A 16,838-nucleotide genomic window follows, 5' to 3' on the forward strand; every position below is an offset into this window, starting at 1 on the left:
AGCAACCGGATCAGCGTCCCCAGATCCGTACTCGACGTCCGCGACTTGGACATCAGGGTCGTCAGGACCGTAGCCCCCATGTCGAACTTCATCGCTCACACTCCCCCGCACACACTCGAACAGTTCAGGCCATCAGTTCATCTGACAGTATGCCTACTTCTATCAACCGGCGTCGCATCTGCAACGCCCAACACCGCAGTTGTGACTCACGTATGACAAAGCGGCAGGCCGGTTCACGCGCCCTTCAGGTGGCGCACCAGGCGTTCGAAGTCCGCCCAGCCCGACAGGTCCGAAGGGTCCCCCGGCAGCGGGTAGTAGTACGCCGGGCGGGCTTTCGGGCCCAGCCTGACGGGGGTTTCCCCCAGTGGCGTGCGCTGCGCGCGGTCGTCCGGCATCGCCCGGACCTCCTCCGCGCCCAGGACGAAGGCCAGCGGGACCCCCGGGCCCTCGAAGCGCGGCGGGACCAGCAGGTCGCGGCGGGCTTTGCGGAGCTGTACGAGCATCGACTGGAGCCGGTGTCGGGTGGCGAGCACCTCGGCGGTCCGCTGGAGGGCGCCCAGGGGCACTTCCTCGTCGGGCCCGTAGCCGAACGCCAGCGTCACGTCCTCCTCGACCCCCGCCTTCGTACGGGTGATCTTCACCGTGGCGATGCCGGGCCGGTCGGGGCTGCCGACCACCACGAACCACGTCGGCTCGGGCGCCCGCGTGTACGCCACGTCCGTCAGCCGTCCCGGCGACCAGGGCAGGTTCGCCGGCTCCGCGGTGCCCCAGCCCGCCGGGGGCCCGCCGGTGAGCTCCCGCCACACCGTCTCCACGGATCCGCCGAGGACCAGCCGGTCGTCCGCGGGGTGGATCGTGCGGTAGGTGACGGCGAGCTGCCGCTCCCCCGTCTCCGCCACCTGTCCGTACGAGGCGGCCACCGGCGTCCGCGGGTCGTCCTCGGTGGCGTCCGCGGGAACGACGGTGGCGAACATGCCTTCCTGCCAGCGCAGCACCGCGCCGCTGAGGCCGTCGTAGTAGCCGTCCTGCTGGTCCTGCACCACCCACCGGGAGGGCCAGCCCGGCATCACGGACATCACCGCCGGGGACAGCATCGTCCCGGGCGGGGTGACGATCTGCAGGCCCCGCTCGGCTGCGGCGCAGGCCCGGAAGGCGTCGGCGAGCCAGGCCGTCATGGCGACGACCGGGCGGTCCATGATGACCACGGCGACGTTGCCGGTCAGCACGTCGACGGCGGGCTGCGCCGCAGCCGGTGTGGGCGCGACGCCGACCCCGTCGGAGGCCACCACGGCCAGCGAGCGCGCGGCCTCCGGCGGCCAGGCGGTGCCGTCCGACAGGGAGGCGAGCCGCGCCGCGAAGGTCCCCGCGAGCCGTTCCGCCTCGGGGACTCCGGTGGTGGCGCGGGCCTCGGTCCACCAGAACGGCACCGGCGGCGGCGTCGCCCCGAGCAGCCGCTCGGCCTCGCCTTCGACCTGCACGAGCAGCGGGGCCTCGACCGAGACCAGCGGCCGGCCCTGCGCGTCGCAGAGCTGGACGACCGCTCCCTCGCCCGTGGTGTCCACCAGCTTGTCGGGCCCTCCGGAGAGCAGGCCCGCGAGCACCGCCCACGGGTCCGGCATCCGGGGGGTGAGGGCTATGACGTCCTTGGTCATGGGGCTCGTACGGTCCCTTCGCGGGTCGTTACTCGGACGTGTGGACGGTCTGGATCAGGCGGTTCGGCTGGCCCCTGCGGACGAGCACGCCGCGCCCCGGCGGCTGGAAGGCGGCGTACACGCCGGGGAACAGCTGGCCCTCGCCGCGGTCGCCGGTCATCACCAGCGCCGAGGCCCCCGACTCGCGCAGGCCCTGCACCAGCGGCTCGTACAGGCCGCGGGAGGCTCCGGCGACGCGCCGGGTCAGGACGAAGTGCAGGCCGATGTCGACCGCCGACGGGATGTACGGGACGAACGGGGCGAGCGGTGACTGGCCGGCCGTGGTGAGCACGTCGTAGTCGTCGACGAGGACCACGATCCGCGGGCCACCGCCCCAGCTGCCCGGCTCCAGGTCCTCCAGGGGGGCGCTGTCGTCGGGCAGACGGCGCTCCAGCTCGCCCGCGATGCCCGCGGCCAGCCCGGCGCACATCTTGGCGTTGTAGGCGTAGCCGCCGTTGAACTCCTCGGGCACCACGCCGCGCAGACTGCGTCGCGGGTCCATGATCGCGAAGACGAGCTCCTCCTCGCCGTACCGCTCGATGAGGCCGCCGGCGATCGTCTTCAGCAGGTTCGTCTTGCCGCATTCGCTGTCGCCCATGACCAGCAGGTGCTGGTCGTGCTGGAACAGGTCGAGCAGGACGGGGGCCAGGGCGGTCTGGTCCAGGCCGATCGGCACCCGCCGCGGCTCGGCGACCGGCCCCGGCAGGACGTCCGGCTCCAGCAGGTGCGGCAGCACCCGCACCGGCTGGGCGGTCTCCCCGCCCCAGGTGGCGCGCACGGTGCGGGCGGTGCGCTCCAGTACGGCGCCCAGCTCGGAGTTGTCGGCCTGCCCGTCGGTGCGGGGCAGGGCGACGTGCGCGAACAGCTTGCCGTCGGTCAGGACCCGGCCGGGCTCGTCGGGCGCGAGGGTCTCGGAGAGCTTGCGCTCGATGCTCGACTCGCTGGGGTCGTTGAGCCGCAGTTCCACGCGGGTGCCGAAGTTGGACTGGGTGGCGATGCGGACGTCGTTCCAGCGGAGCATGCCCGCGACGACGTGGATGCCGTAGCCGCCGCCGCGCTTGAGGATGTCGACGATGGCGTCGTCGAGTTCCTCGAAGTCGTCGCGGAGCGCGCCGAAACCGTCGATGACGAGGACGATCTCGGCCGAGGCCAGTTCGGGGAGCCGGCCCGCCGCGTGCAGGGTGCGCAGCTGCTCGACGGAGTCGATGGTGTGGTCGCGGAAGACGTCCTCGCGGACCGCGAGCATGTTCCGCACCTCCTCGACGGTGCGGGCCGCGCGCTCGCGGTCGGCGCGGCCGGCGATCCCGCCGACGTGCGGCAGGCCCGCCAGTGCCTGGAGGCCGCCGCCGACGAGGTCGAGGCCGTAGACACCGACCTCCTGCGGGGTGTGGGTGAGCGCGAGGGAGAGGACGAGGGTGCGAAGCAGGGTGGTCTTGCCGGACTGGGGGCCGCCGATGACGGCGGCGTGGCCGCCCGCGACGGTGAGGTCCAGGTACCACTCGCCCTGCCACTGCTTGGCCGGGTCGTCGAGCAGGCCGAGCGGCACGACGAGCGGGCCGCGCCGCTTGGCGAGCTGCATGCCGCGCGGGCCGACGCCGAGCGGGCCGGCGACGGCGTCGAGCGGGAGCGCGGAGGGCAGCGGCGGCAGCCAGATGCGGCGGACGGGGGCGGCGGCGCGCTCCAGCTGGCCGACGATGACGCCCAGTTCGGTGGGGCCGCTCTCGCGGCGCCGGCCGCTCGGCTCCTGCACGGTCTGGTCCTCGGGCTCGGCGAGGGTGTTGAAGGCCTCGTACTCCAGCGCGAGCGGTCCGGTGTCCTCGTCCTCCTCGCGGCGGACGGGGCCCCGGTAGGCGCCGGAGACGTAGCTCGCCTTGAAGCGCTCGTAGTGGCTGGTGTCGACCTTGAGGTAGCCGAAGCCGGGCAGCGGCGGCAGGTGGAAGGCGTCCGAGGTGTCGAGGACGGTACGGGACTCGTCCGCGGAGAAGGTGCGCAGGCCCAGCCGGTAGGACAGGTAGGTGTCCAGGCCCCTGAGCTTGCCGCCCTCGATGCGCTGGCTGGACAGCAGCAGGTGCACGCCGATGGAGCGGCCGATGCGGCCGATCGACAGGAACAGGTCGATGAAGTCGGGCTTGGCGGTGAGGAGCTCGCCGAACTCGTCGATGACGACGAACAGGTGCGGCAGCGGCTCCAGGTCCGGCCGGCGGTCGGCGCGCAGGGCGGCGTAGTCGCCGATGTCGGCGACGTTGCCGGCGTCCTTGAGGACCTGTTGGCGGCGCTTGACCTCGCCGGCGAGGGAGGCGTGGACGCGTTCGACGAGGCCGGCCTGGTTCTCCAGGTTGGTGATGACACCGGCGACGTGCGGTAGGTCCGCGAACGGTGCGAAGGTGGCACCGCCCTTGTAGTCGACGAGGACCAGCGCGAGGTCCTCCGGCGGGTGGGTCGCCACCAGCGCGAGGACGAGGGTGCGCAGCAGCTCGGACTTGCCGGATCCGGTGGCGCCGACGCACAGGCCGTGGGGGCCCATGCCGAGCTCGGAGGACTCCTTCAGGTCGAGCAGGACCGGCTCGCGGGAGTCACTGATGCCGATCGGTACGCGCAGGAAGGCGCGCTCGCCCCGCGGCGCCCACAGTGCGGGGAGGTCGAGGCGGGCCACGTCGTCGATGCCGAGCAGCTCCGCGAAGTCGACGGGCCCGGACAGCGGGGCGTCGGCGAGGGACTCGGCGGACAGCCGGAGCGGGGCGAGCATCCGGGCCAGGCCCTCCGCGGACGGGATGCCGACCTCGTCGACGGTGCCGTGGGCGCTGACCGGCTCGGTCTGGCGCAGGTCCTCGATGCGGACCTGCGCTCCGTCGACGGTGATGCGCACGCCGACGTGGCCGGGCTCCTGGATCCGCTGTTCGAGCAGGTGCAGGACGGTGATGCCCATGTCGCGCAGGCCGACCGCCTCGTCGGGGCGGGGCAGTTCGACGGCGTCCTCGCCGTGTCCGTCGACGACGACGAGCAGTCGGGAGTTCATGGTCAGCGCGTCCGTGCCGGCCAGGCCGCGGCGCACTTCGGCCGCGTAGGAGGCGCGGCGGTTCAGCTCGGCCCCGAGCAGGCGGGCGAGCTGCGCGGTGGAGGGGGCGATCCGGCGGGCGGGGACGGGCCCGTCGTGCTGCCCGGAGTCGAGCAGGTGGGGCATCCACTTGGCCCAGTCCCAGTCGTCGATCCGGTCGCCGGGCACGGCGAGGGCGACGGCGACGTCGTCGGGGGCGTGCAGGGCGGCGGTCTGCACGAGCAGGGCGCGGGCGACGCGCAGGCAGTCCTCGCGGGGGCCGACGACGCTGATGTTGCCGACGCGGTCCAGGGGGACGGTCAGCGGGAGTTCGGTGCCGGTGCGGAAGCGGGCGGTCAGCGCCGAGGCTTCGTTGAGCATGAACTGGTCGGGCGGGGTCAGTACGGAGGACCCCTGCTGGCCGATCTTCAGGTCCCGTACGGGCATCTCGCCGGTGCCGACGCGCACCTGGAGGAAGTCGCCGTCGGCGCGGCGCCGCTCCCACAGTCGGGCCGGGTCGCGCACGACGTCGTACAGCGCCTGCGGCGCCGGGTTGAGCACGTCGGCGCGCTCGCGCCGCTCCCGCTCCTCGCCGGCGAGCTCCTCGCGCAGGTCCTCCAGGTAGGCGAGGTAGGCCTCGCGCTGGGTGCGGCGGGCGCGCTGGGCCTTGCCGCGCTGCGAGAAGGCCATGATGAGGGAGCCGGCGACCGTGACGCAGAGGATCAGCGCGCCGAGCGCGGCGAACTGGCTGTTGCGGACGACGGTCATCATCACGACCGAGGACATGACGCCGGCCACGGGCAGCAGCGACATGGCGATGTTGCCCGCCTTCCCCTCGGGGAGGTTCGGCGGGGCCTCGATGGTCCGGGCCTCGGTGGCGGCCGGGGGCTTGATGGTCCGGGCCGGGCGGTGGATCAGTCGGGTACTCATCGTCAGTGGCGCTTCTGGGAGAGCTGGAAGACGTCCGCGGCGAGCCGGGTGGCGGTCGTCCGGGTCGACTCGGCGAGCAGTTCGGTACGGATGACGCCGCCGCTCGCCAGGTGGCGGTCGTACGGCAGGACGTGGACGGTCGCCCCGGTCGAGCCGAGCGTGCGGGCGGCCTCTTCGAGGTCGATGCCCGAGTGCGGGGACTGCTCGGTGATGACGACGACGGTGCCGGCGATCAGGTGCGGGGGCAGGCCCTGCATCCATTGGAGGACCGCGTAGGTGCTGGCGATGCCGTCGAGGGCGGCGGGGGTGGCCAGGACGCGGGCCTGCGAGGCGGAGAGGGCGACGCGGGCCACTTCGGCGGGCAGGGTCTCGCAGTCGACGACGGTCACCCCGAAGTAGCGGCGCAGCGCGACCATGGCCCGCTCGTAGGACCGGAGGTCCAGCATGGCGCCGATCCGGCCCTGGCTGCCGGGCAGCAGCCAGGCGTTGTCGCGGAGCTGGACGAGGTAGCCGGTGACGTCGAGGAGGGACATCTGGGGTTCGACGATGTCGGCGAACTCGCCGGTGGTCCAGCGGAGGGTCTCGGCGCCGAGCCGGATGGGCAGGGAGCCGAGGGCGGGATCCGCCTCGACGAAGAGGACGGGGTCCTGGCGGTAGTGGGCGTACGTGGTGCCGAGGAGGGCCGCGACGGTGGACTTGCCGGCGCCGCCCCGGATGGACGTGACGGCGATCTGGCGGCCGGTCGTCACGGACTGCTGCAGCAGTTCGGCGGTACGGGTGGCGTCCGCGACCTCGCGGGAGGCGGATGAGGAAACGGTTCGCCAGAGGGTGCGGGCGGCGCGGGTCGCGAACGGCTCGCCCCGGCGGGCCCCCTTGTAGGCGCCGACCAGGCTCTTGTCGACCACGGGCAGCGAATCGGGCGTCCGGGTGGCGCCGCCCCGCCGGGGGGCCCCGGCCGCGCCGGGGACCGGGGCTGCCGCGCCGTGGGCGGCTGCCGCGCCGTGGGCGGCTGCCGCGCCATGGGCGGCTGCCGCGCCATGGGCGGCTGCCGCGCCGTGGGCCTGGTCGGCTCCCTGGGCGGGGTGGGGCTGGTGCTGGGCGTGGGCGGGACCGCCCTGGGCCGCGGGCTGGTGCTGGGCGTACGCCTGGGCGCCGTGGCCGGAGACGGCTCCCTGGCCGGGGACCGACCGGGAGAAGGGCTGCTGCTGGGCTTGGGCTTGTGCCTGCGCGTGCGCCCCGGGGTGGACGTGGCCGCCCTGAGCCGCGGGCTGCTGCTGGCCGTGCGCCTGGCCGCCCTGGGCCGGCGGCTGGCCCTGGGCCTGCGGTCGTGCCTGCGGGTAGCCGTCGCCGGCGGCCTCGGCCGGCGCGTTGCCCGGGGCCTGCGGGTAGCCGTAACCGGGGACTCCGGCCTGGCCCGGCCCCTGCGGGTAGCCGTAACCGGGCGCCCCGGCCTGCGCCTGCGCCTGGGCCTGGGCCTGGGCCTGGGCCTGGGCCTGGGCCTGCGGGTAGCCGTAACCGGGCGCCTCGCCCTGGCTCTGGACGGGCTGCTGCTGGCCGGGAGCTTGGGCCTGCGCCGCCTGCGCCGCCTGCGCGTAGGCCTGCTGCGGGGCGCCGGGGACGGGCTGCTGCGGGTGGTGGCCCTGGCCCTGCTGCGGGCCGGGGGTCATCCCCTGGGCGGTGGCCTGTGGGTGACCCTGCTGCGGGTGGCCGGGCTGCACGTGGCCCTGCTGGGGGCCGGGCTGGTGTGCCGCGGTGGTCCCGGGGGTTCCGTCCTGGGCCTGGGGTGCGGAGGCCGCCCTCAGGTCGCGCAGGACGTCGCCCTGCCAGTTGTCTCCGTTCGGCATGTCTGCCACTGCCCCTCTTCTTCCGACCTGCTGCCCCGCCCGGAGCGTTGATCCGGCCTGCTGCCCCGCCCGGGGCGCTCGGCCTGCGCGTTGACTCAGAACTTGTCGAGCAGTTGCCCGTACACGCCGAACACCCCGATGGCCAGCGGGAAGAGCCCCACCATGCCGATGGACTCGACGAGGTCCGCCATCCGCCGCAGCCGCACCTGCACGTGCTCGGGCGGCTGCACCGCCAGCACGAGCATCGGCAGCAGCGCGGCCACGCACAGCACGGCCAGTGCCCCGACACCGCCGTCGTGCTGGATCCACAGCACGACGAGGCGTACGACGAGGACGCACGCGGCGGCGAGCAGCGCCACGACCTCGGCGACCAGCGGGAACGCCCGGGCCCGGGACAGGAGCACCACGGCGATGAGCGCGGTCAGCGCCACGGTCCACGCGCTGGGCTTCGCGGCCAGGGTGAGCAGCCATCCGCCGGCGGCGGCCGAGGCCGCGGTGGCGATGGTCGCGAGGGCGAGGCCCCGGTGGGTGGCGGCGAGGGCGTTGCCGACCTCGTGGCGGCTGACCGAGGCTCCGCCGGAGCGGCTGTCGTCGAGCCCGGTGAGCCCCGAGGCCATCAGCGCGAGCCGCGGCAGCACCCCGAGCAGTACGACGGAGAGCAGCGCCATGACGGCGCCGAGCCGCGCGGGGTCGTCCTGGACGGCGGCCACGGCCCCCCACAGGACGGTGATGCCGGCGACGGCCATGGCGCCGATGAGCCCGCCGCGGCCGAGCGGGGAGAAGTACCCGAGCAGGACCAGCGTCAGGGTCAGCGAGCCCGCGACGGCGGCGGACCGGACGATGCCCGACCAGTGGTGGGCGTCGGCGGCGGTCCATGCGGCGAGCACGGACAGGGCGCCGGAGGCCAGCAGGAGCACGGTGGCCAGGCCGCGGTTGCCCTGGCCGATCCGGGACACGAGCGCCCCGGCCGCGAGCAGCACCAGCGTGAGGGCCAGCAGGGTCCCGGCGAGGGTTTCGAGGCCGGTCTCGCGCCGGGCGAGCAGTGCGGCGGTGACGGCGAAGGCCACGGTCGCGGCGCCGGCGCTGGCCCTGCGCGCGGCGGGACGCCAGCGCCAGGCCCGTAGGTCGAGGTCGTCGGCCACGAGGTCGGTGACGTCGTGGACGACGGGGGCGGGCGGCGCCGAGTGGGTCCTGACGAGCTGCAGGACGGCGCCGTCGGCTATGCCCGCCGACTCCAGCGTGCTCTCGTGCGGCAGCGCGGAGCCGTCCGACGTCATCAGCTGACGTGTCATCGGACGGGAGGCGGCGCGGTCGTCGAGCAGCAGCAGGACGTCGGGGAGCAGTTGTCCGATCGGCGTGTCGGACGGGAGGACCACGTCGGCACGGCGGCGCTCGCCGACCAGGGTCACCCGGCTCAGTTGCGCCCGGGAAGTCGTTGCTGTGCTCACCACTTGCGGGAACCTATCATCGCGGCGTTCTGACCTTTCGGGCCATGCTTCTACGACTGGGTCGGCTTGGGCGACTTCGTCACGGGCTGGGACGGCGAAGAGGACTTGGACGGTTTCGCGGCCGGCGCGGACGTCGAGTGGCCGGGCGTCTTCGCCGCCCCGGGCGACTTGGCCGGGGCCGGGGACTTCGCCGGGTCGGAGGACTTCGCGGGGCCGGGCGCCTTCGGCGGTGGCGTCTGCTTCGGGAACTGGCTCTGCTGCAGCTGCTGCTGTTGCTTCTGCTGCTCGGCCTTCTGCTTGGCCAGCGTGGCCTGGATGAAGGACCAGCCGACGCAACCGGCGCACAGGACGGCCGCGATGGCGATCCCGATGAACATCTTGCCGAGCCGCTCGTCCGCCGTGCGCCGCGCCCGCTGCGCGCCGAACAGCAACGCGTCCCGCATCCTGCGGCGGCGTACCGCCACCGACTCCAGCAGCTGACTGTCGTAATCGCGTGCCATGCGCCGCCCGTCGTCTCCCCCGTGTTTTGCCTGTGCAACATAGAACATGCATCCGCCCGGAGCACGCCCGGCGGGTCGGCGCGGCGAGCCGCCGGGGCGCGGCGGGGCGCCGGCCGGCGCCGTGTCGGCGCCACCTCCGGCGCCATGTCGGCGTCATCGAGGGGCAGTTCGCCTCCTGCTCGCCCGCTTCCGCCGACCACCGATCGGAACGGCCCGTTCCGCAGCGGTCGGTGACAGGTGCTAGATTCCGTCCGTGCCGCCGCGGCGCGATCCGCTTGATCGGTACCTGACATCCACCCTACCGACACCGGCGCCGGCGACACCCTACGGAACCCCGGGGCGCCGCGGGAGCGGCCTGGTCGTCCGGCCCTGCAGGGACCGGACTTCGCCGTCAGCGTCGACGACGCCGAACGCGGCGCCGCCCTCCTCGACACCCTCTCCGCCCGCCGCTCCGGCTGACCCCGTACGGCACTGCGGCGCCGGCAGTGGACTCGCCCGCATGGGTGGTCATGTACACCGCAGAAACGATCAGGCTCGCGGCGCTGACGCCGCGCCTCGCCCCTCTCGGGAAACGTGGCTACCGCAAGCCGCCGGAACGACCGGCGGCACCGCCGGAGAACGGAGCACACGATGAGCGCTGCCGGAAAGCTGCCCCCGGGCGTGGTCGAGATCCAGCCGGAGGGCGCGCCCTGCCCGCCCAAGACCCTCGGCCTCTACCGCGACTACAACTGCCAGGGCCCTGGCTACGGGATCGGGGCCGGCTACCCGGTGGACCTCAGCATGCTGCCCCTGCCCAACGGAGGCAGCATGTCGAAGAACGTGTCCTCGTGGGTCAACCTCACCGACAGCAACGCGCGGCTGATCGGCGCGGGCGGCCCGCGCACCCTCAAGGCGGGCGAGAAGCTCGAAGAGCCGGCCCACTTCAACGACACCGTGACCGCCGTCGAATGGGAGTAGGAGCAGCGGTCGGCGCGGACGCATGAGGACCGGGGGGCGGGCGCATTGCGGCACCCGCCCCCCGGCAGCTCCGCGCGGTCAGCCGGTGGGGGTGCCGGCGGTGAGGACGGCCAGGCGTTCCGGGTCGGTGAGGATGTCCAGGGCCGTGATCCGGCCGCCGCGGACGGTGAAGGCCATGAGGGACAGCGGGCTGCCGTCCGCCGCCCGGGACAGCACCCCGGGGAAGCCGTTGACCAGGACCGGCTGGGCGGCCTGCGCGAACCGGGCGAACATGATGGCCTGCGAGGCCACGTCCCGGGCGCCCCGGCGCACCAGGCCCGGGCGGAGCGTGCCGCCGTCGGAGCGGGCCACGATCTCCGGGTCGAGGAGGTCGAGGAGCGCTTCGAGGTCACCGCCGCGAGAAGCTGCGAGGAAGGCGTCGACGATCTCCCGGGTGCGCTCCAGGTCGCGGTCCTGGTCCGGTGCGGCCCCCTGGACACGGCGCCGGGCCCGACTGGCGAGCTGCCGCGTACTGGCGGCCGTACGCCCGAGGACGGGGGCGATCTCGTCGAACGGCACGGCGAACAGGTCGTGCAGGACGAACGCCAGCCGCTCCGCGGGGGAGAGGGTCTCCAGGACGATCAGCAGGGCGATGCCGACCGAGTCGGCCACGAGGACCTCGTTCTCCGGATCGATGCCGGCCAAGCCGGTGACGACCGGGTCGGGCAGGCGAATCCGCCCGTCCTCGCCGGTCAGCGGCTCCTCGCGGCGCGTCGTGCGCGAGCGCAGCATGTCCAGGCAGATGCGGCCGACGACGGTGGTCAGCCAGCCGCCGAGGTTGTCCACCGCGCTGCTGTCGGACCGGCTCAGCCTGAGCCAGGCCTCCTGTACGGCGTCCTCGCTCTCGCCGATCGACCCCAGCATCCGGTAGGCCACGGCCCGCAGGTGGGGGCGGTGCTCCTCGAAACGCCGGGCCAGGGCTTCCATTTCGTTCACCCGTCACATCCTCGTGTCGTCGCGCGTCGTCGTGTCGTCGTGTCGTCGTGTCGCAGCGCACCGGGCCGTGTCGTCGTGATCGTCGTCCGCGGCCGTCCGCCCGTCCTGCCGTTGGGCACCGTAGTCGAGCCCGCCAACTCGGCTTCTCCGTCGGCGGTTTCGCCCGTCCGCCGGACATCGGCCCGACGTGCCCCCGCGCGGGCCCGCGGGCGGGACAATGCGATCATGCGGATCGCGATACTGGGGCCCCTGGAGGTCCGGACCGGGCAGGAGGGCGACGACGCCGGGAACGTCGGGGTCGGGGGCGCACGGCTGCGCACGCTGCTGGTGCTGCTCGCCCTGGAGCCGGGCAGGGTGGTCGCCGGAGACCTGTTGATCGACGGGATCTGGGGCGAGGACCCGCCGATGGGGGCCGTGAACGCGCTCCAGGCCCTGGTGTCACGACTGCGCCGGGCGCTGCCGGGGCTGGAGATCGAGTCGCATCCGGCCGGGTACCGGCTCGCGGTCGATCCCGAAGCAGTCGACGCGGTCCGCTTCGAGCGGCTGGCCGCCGCCGGGCGGGCGGCGCTGCTGCGGGACGACGCGGCCGGCGCCTCCCGGGCCCTGCACGAGGCGCTGGAGCTGTGGCGCGGGCCGGCCCTGTTGGACGTGGCCGGCTACGACTTCTTCCGGGCACCGGTGGCCCGCCTGTCGGAGCTGCGGACGGCCGCGCTGGAAGACCGGATCGAGGCGGACCTACGGCTCGGCCGCGGCCACGCACTGACCGGCGAACTGGCCTCCCTCGTCGCCGCACACCCGCTGCGGGAACGCCTGGTCGGGGCCCTGATGCGGGCGCTCGTCGCGGCCGGCCGGCCCGCCGAGGCGCTCACCGCGTACGGTCGTGCCCGCGAGGCCCTCGCCGAGGAGCTCGGCGTCGACCCGTCGCCGGAACTGGCCGCGCTGCACACCGCCGTACTGCGGGGCGAGGTCCGCGTGCCCGCACCCGCCGCCGCCCCGACCCCGCCCCCCTCACGGGATCCGCAGCCACCGCGGGCAGCACACGCAGCGCAGGCCCGGCAGGCACCGCAGGCGTCGCCCGCCTCCGCGCCCACAGCCGGCAGCGCGGTGCCGACCAACTTGCGGGCCCCCCTCGCCGCGTTCGTCGGCCGGGACGAAGACGTCGCCCGCGTCGGCGAGCTGATCGTCGGGCACCGGCTGACCACCCTCACGGGTCCCGGCGGCGCCGGCAAGACCCGGCTGTCGGTGCAGACGGCCCGCCCACTGCTCGACCGGTTCCCCGACGGGATATGGCAGGTGGAGCTCGGGCCGCTGGCCGCGGAGAGCGCGGAGGACGACGTACCGTTGGCCGTCCTGGCCGCGCTCGGCCTGCGCGAGCAGACCTCGGCGACCGGCGGCCCCCTGGACCGGCTCGTGGCGGCGCTACGACCCCGCACCGCCCTGCTGCTCCTGGACAACTGCGAGCACCTGATCGACGCGGCGGCCTTCCTGGCCGACCGGCTCCTCGGCGCCTGCCCGAACCTGCGGATCCTCGCCACCAGCCGGGAGCCGCTCGGCCTGACCGGCGAGGCATTGTGGCCGGTCGGGCCGCTCGCCCTGCCCCCGCAGGACGCCGGGCCCGAGCGGGCGATGTCGTACGCGGCGGTCCGGCTGCTGGCCGAGCGGGCGGCTGCCGCCCGACCCGGCTTCGCCGTGGACGGGGAGACGGCGCCGGCGGTCACCCGGATCTGCCGGGCGCTGGACGGGATGCCGCTGGCGATCGAGCTGGCGGCGGCGCGGCTGCGCACCATGAGCGCCGAGCAGCTGGCGGCCGGCCTGGACGACCGGTTCCGGCTGCTGACCCGCGGCGCCCGGACGGCCCCGCGCCAGCACCGCACCCTGCGGGCGGTCGTGGACTGGAGCTGGGGGCTGCTGGCGGAGGAGGAGCGGGCCCTGCTGCGCCGGCTCGCCGTGTTCCCGGGCGGGGCGACGGTGGAGGCTGCCGAGCGCGTCTGCGCGGGCGGCCCCGTGGCGGGTGCCGTCGTGTTCGACCTACTGGCCTCCCTGACCGACAAGTCGCTGCTGGTCACGGCGGGCGACGGGCGCTACCGGATGCTGGAGACCATCAGGGCGTACGGTCTGGAGCGGCTGGTCGACGCGGGCGAGCGGGAGGACGTGCGCCGGGCGCACGCCGCGTACTTCACCGAGCTGGCGCGGACCGCCGACCCGCACCTGCGCCGGGCCGGGCAGCTGGAGTGGCTCGCCCGGCTCGGGGCCGAGCACGACAACCTGAAGGCGGCGCTGCGCGGGGCGGTGGCCGCCGAGGACGCGCCGACGGCCGTGTCGATGGTCGCGGCGGCCGGCTGGTACTGGTGGCTGAGCGGCCACAAGGCGGAGGGGGCGCAGCTGGCGGCGGCGGCCCTGGCCCTGCCCGGCTCGGTGGAGGACGGCGAACGGGTCGTCGCGTGCGCGTTCTCCGTGCTGTTCGCGACGGCCGGGGTGGGCGACGAGCTCCGGTTCACGGGCCTGCTGGCCGAGGCGCTGCAGCTGGCCGGGAGGACGGGCGCCCGGCACCCGGTGGTCCGCTACCTCGGGCCGATCGACCGGATGATGCGCAGCGCCGCGAACGGCGAGCCGGCGCCGCTGGACTGCTGGGACGAGCTGCTCCGGGACGACGATCCGTGGGTACGGGCGCAGGGCCGGCTGGAAGGAGCCCGGACGCTGCTCGGCGCCGGCGGCCCGCCCGAGCAGGCGGAGCGGGACATCGAGGAGGCGCTGGCCGGGTTCCGGGCGCTCGGCGAGCGGTGGGGCCGGTCCTTCGCACTGACCGTGCTGGCGGATCTGGTGGCCCGGCGCGGCGACTTCGGTACGGCGCTCGCCCACTACCGGGAGGCGGTCGCGGTGCTCGGCGAGATGGGGACGGTGGAGGAGCGGCTGTACGCCCTGGTGCAGCAGGCGCTGGTGGCGGGGCTGGCGGGGGACGCGGCGGGCGGCGAGGCGGCGATGGCGCGGGCGGAGCGGGACGCGGAGGCCGACGGCCTGCCGGAGTCGCTGGCGGCCACGACCCTCGGCAGGGCGGAACTGGCCCGCCGTAACGGGCAGTTCGCAGTGGCCCGGGAGCAGCTGGACCGGACCCGGGCGGCCATCGCGGAGGTGCCCGTCCACCCGGTGTTCCAGGCGATGGCGCTCGACACCCGCGGCCATCTGGACGCGGAGGCGGGTGATCTGGCGGCAGCCCGCGTGCACCGGGCCCAGGGCCTGGAGCTGGCCGTCGGATCCGGGCACGCGCCAACCGTGGCCCGGCTGCTGGTCGGGGTGGCCGACCAGGCCGTACGGGAGGACCGGCCGGCGGAGGCGGCCCGGCTGCTGGCGGCGGCGGAGGCGGTGCGCGGCGGGCCGGATCACGCGTGGCCGGATGCGGCGCGGGTGGAGGACGCGGCGCGCGCCGCACTCGGCGAGGGGTTCACCGAGGCGGCGCGATGCGGTGCGGAGCTGCCGGAGGAGGCGGTGCGCGAGCTGGCCGGGGTCATCCTCGGCGGTTGAAGAGCTTCACGGCCCAGAGGTAGCCGGCCACGGTGAGGCCGAGGCACCAGGCGACGGCGATGATGCCGTCGTTGCCGATCGGGGTGCCCATGAGCAGGCCGCGGACGGTTTCGATGACCGGGGTGAAGGGCTGGTGCTCGGCGAAGACGCGGACCGCGGTGGGCATCGAGTCGGTGGGGACGAACGCGCTGCCGATGAAGGGGAGGAAGGCCAGGGGCATGACGATGTTGCTGGCGCCCTCCGGGGTGTCGCTGAGGGTGCCGAGGGCGACGGCGATCCAGGTCACGGCGAAGGTGAGGAGGGTGATCAGGCCGGCGGCGGCGAGCCATTCGGTGGGGCCGGCGGAGGGCCGGAAGCCCATCAGCGCGGAGATGCCGAGGACCAGCCCGACGCTGATCAGGGTCTGCAGGACGCTGCTGATCACCCGGCCGACGAGGATCGAGGCGCGGGAGATGGCCATGGTGCGGAAGCGGGCGACGATGCCCTCGGTGAGGTCGGTGCAGACGGACACCGCGGTCGCGGTGGAGGCGGCGGTGACGGTCATCAGCAGGATGCCGGGGACCAGGTAGTTGATGTACGCGGCGCCGGTGCCGATGCCCGCGGCCAGGGGCCGGCCGAGGACGTAGACGAACAGCAGCAGGAAGATCAGCGGGATGCCGATGGTGCCGAGCGTGAGGCCGGGGTAGCGCAGGGCGTGCTTGACGTTGCGCCGCAGCATCGTGGACGCGTCGCGCAGGGCGTGGGAGCGGGCGGGCGGGGCGGCCCGGTGGGCGGCGGCAGCGGTGGTGGTCATGGTTCGGCTCCTTGGCGATCGGGGGCTGCGGGACGGTGGACGGGGCTTGCAGGGCGGACGGTCGGCTAGCGGGCCGGAGCGGACGTGGTGGGCTGCCCGCCCGGGCGGCCGGTGAGGGCGAGGAAGACGTCGTCGAGGTCGGGGGTGTTCACGGTCAGGGCGCCGACCTCGATGGACTCGGCGTCGAGCCGGTCGAGTAGGGCCCGCAGCGAGGGCACGCCACCGTCGCTCGGGATCTGGAGGGTGAGCGCCTCGTCGTCGCGGGCGGCCTCGGCGAAGGCGCGGGCGGCGTGGTCGAGGGCGGCGTACTCGGTGAAGCGGAGGCTGATGTTGCCGCCGGGGACGAGCCGCTTCAGCTCGTGGGCGGTGCCCTGGGCGACGAGTCTGCCGCCGTCCAGGACGGCGATGCGGTCGGCGAGCTGGTCGGCCTCCTCCAGGTACTGGGTCGTGAGGAAGATGGCGACGCCGCCGGCCACGAGCTCGCGGATGATCTCCCACATGGCCCGCCGGCTGCGCGGGTCGAGGCCGGTGGTCGGCTCGTCGAGGAAGATCACCTCCGGGCCGCCCATCAGGGTCATGGCCAGGTCGAGGCGGCGCAGCGTGCCGCCGGAGAAGGTGGCCGCGGTCTTGCGGGCCCGGTCCGTGAGGTCGAAGGCCTCCAGGAGCTCCGCGGTGCGGCGGCGGCCCTCCGCCTTGCCGAGGTGGCGCAGGTCGGCCATCAGGTGCAGGTTCTCCTCGGCGGTGAGGAGCTTGTCCACCGCCGAGAACTGGCCGGTGACGCCGATCGCGGCCCGGACCGCGTCGGGGCGGGTGGCCAGGTCGTGCCCGGCGATCCGCACCTGTCCGGAGTCGGCCCGGATCAGGGTGGACAGGATCTGGACGGTGGTCGTCTTCCCGGCGCCGTTCGGGCCGAGGAGGGAGAAGATCGTCCCGGCGGGGACGTGCAGGTCGATGCCGGCGAGGACCGTCTTGTCGCCGTAGGACTTGCGCAGTCCGGTGGCCTCGATGGCCGGACGGCTGGAGGTGGGCGTCATGGCGTTCGTCCGTTTCGTCGTCGCTTCCTGGTGACGTCGTCACGATGTCCGGGGGCGCTGACGGCTGCGTGAGGGACCGCTGACAGACCGCTGACAGGGACCGCGGTCTCCGC

The 16,838-nt window shown here is 74.6% G+C and carries 9 protein-coding genes and 1 pseudogene; 2 read left to right on the forward strand and 8 right to left on the reverse strand.

All coding sequences use genetic code 11. From position 1 onward, the window contains the following. Positions 1-233 precede the first annotated feature (233 nt). The 5 genes and pseudogenes from ACFV7Q_RS25670 to ACFV7Q_RS25690 form a co-directional block, all read right to left on the reverse strand. Positions 234-1,652: a DUF6177 family protein gene (locus tag ACFV7Q_RS25670; RefSeq protein WP_385431672.1), complete on the reverse strand. Its 1,419-nt coding sequence runs from the start codon at positions 1,650-1,652 to the stop codon at positions 234-236. Positions 1,653-1,680: 28 nt separating this feature from the next. Further along, positions 1,681-5,655, reverse strand: coding sequence for a type VII secretion protein EccCa (gene eccCa, locus ACFV7Q_RS25675; protein WP_385431674.1), 3,975 nt, complete (start codon positions 5,653-5,655; stop codon positions 1,681-1,683). 2 nt (positions 5,656-5,657) lie between these two features. After that, entirely contained in the window at positions 5,658-7,499 is a 1,842-nt protein-coding gene (locus ACFV7Q_RS25680; protein ID WP_385431713.1) for a MinD/ParA family protein, read from the reverse strand. Between the two features lie 95 nt (positions 7,500-7,594). Then, complete coding sequence (eccD, locus tag ACFV7Q_RS25685) at positions 7,595-8,950, reverse strand: type VII secretion integral membrane protein EccD (protein WP_385431676.1); 1,356 nt, start codon at positions 8,948-8,950, stop codon at positions 7,595-7,597. A 239-nt stretch (positions 8,951-9,189) separates the two neighbouring features. Continuing rightward, positions 9,190-9,447, reverse strand: a pseudogene (locus ACFV7Q_RS25690) (hypothetical protein); the annotation flags it as partial. Between the two features lie 630 nt (positions 9,448-10,077). On the opposite strand from ACFV7Q_RS25690, the gene ACFV7Q_RS25695 reads away from it, so the two are divergent. Next, a complete protein-coding gene (locus ACFV7Q_RS25695; RefSeq protein WP_385431678.1) occupies positions 10,078-10,404 on the forward strand; it encodes a hypothetical protein in 327 nt (108 codons plus the stop codon). A gap of 78 nt (positions 10,405-10,482) precedes the next feature. Here ACFV7Q_RS25695 and ACFV7Q_RS25700 read toward each other — a convergent pair whose 3' ends face one another. Then, positions 10,483-11,370 (reverse strand): sigma-70 family RNA polymerase sigma factor, encoded by an 888-nt coding sequence (locus ACFV7Q_RS25700; protein WP_385431715.1) that lies wholly within the window; start codon positions 11,368-11,370, stop codon positions 10,483-10,485. 234 nt (positions 11,371-11,604) lie between these two features. On the opposite strand from ACFV7Q_RS25700, the gene ACFV7Q_RS25705 reads away from it, so the two are divergent. Next, entirely contained in the window at positions 11,605-14,898 is a 3,294-nt protein-coding gene (locus ACFV7Q_RS25705) for a BTAD domain-containing putative transcriptional regulator (protein ID WP_385431680.1), read from the forward strand. Here the strand turns inward: ACFV7Q_RS25705 and ACFV7Q_RS25710 are convergent. Further along, positions 14,882-15,691: an ABC transporter permease gene (locus tag ACFV7Q_RS25710; RefSeq protein ID WP_385431681.1), complete on the reverse strand. Its 810-nt coding sequence runs from the start codon at positions 15,689-15,691 to the stop codon at positions 14,882-14,884. The two genes, ACFV7Q_RS25705 and ACFV7Q_RS25710, sit on opposite strands and share 17 nt — an antisense overlap. Before the next feature lie 65 nt (positions 15,692-15,756). After that, the gene (locus tag ACFV7Q_RS25715; RefSeq protein ID WP_385431683.1) at positions 15,757-16,725 is read right to left on the reverse strand and encodes an ATP-binding cassette domain-containing protein; all 969 of its coding nucleotides are present in this window, start codon (positions 16,723-16,725) and stop codon (positions 15,757-15,759) included. Positions 16,726-16,838: the final 113 nt, after the last annotated feature.

Origin of the sequence: Streptomyces sp. NPDC059851 (assembly GCF_042732005.1) — a bacterium.
Lineage (GTDB): Bacteria > Actinomycetota > Actinomycetes > Streptomycetales > Streptomycetaceae > Streptomyces.

Bases quoted from the DNA above. Each gene is read 5' to 3' on its own strand.
- ACFV7Q_RS25680 (WP_385431713.1), bottom strand. From the start codon at position 7,499: ATGCCGAACGGAGACAACTGGCAGGGCGACGTCCTGCGCGACCTGAGG.
- ACFV7Q_RS25670 (WP_385431672.1), bottom strand. From the start codon at position 1,652: ATGACCAAGGACGTCATAGCCCTCACCCCCCGGATGCCGGACCCGTGG.
- ACFV7Q_RS25700 (WP_385431715.1), bottom strand. From the start codon at position 11,370: ATGGAAGCCCTGGCCCGGCGTTTCGAGGAGCACCGCCCCCACCTGCGG.
- ACFV7Q_RS25710 (WP_385431681.1), bottom strand. From the start codon at position 15,691: ATGACCACCACCGCTGCCGCCGCCCACCGGGCCGCCCCGCCCGCCCGC.
- ACFV7Q_RS25715 (WP_385431683.1), bottom strand. From the start codon at position 16,725: ATGACGCCCACCTCCAGCCGTCCGGCCATCGAGGCCACCGGACTGCGC.
- ACFV7Q_RS25705 (WP_385431680.1), top strand. From the start codon at position 11,605: ATGCGGATCGCGATACTGGGGCCCCTGGAGGTCCGGACCGGGCAGGAG.
- eccCa (WP_385431674.1), bottom strand. From the start codon at position 5,655: ATGAGTACCCGACTGATCCACCGCCCGGCCCGGACCATCAAGCCCCCG.
- ACFV7Q_RS25695 (WP_385431678.1), top strand. From the start codon at position 10,078: ATGAGCGCTGCCGGAAAGCTGCCCCCGGGCGTGGTCGAGATCCAGCCG.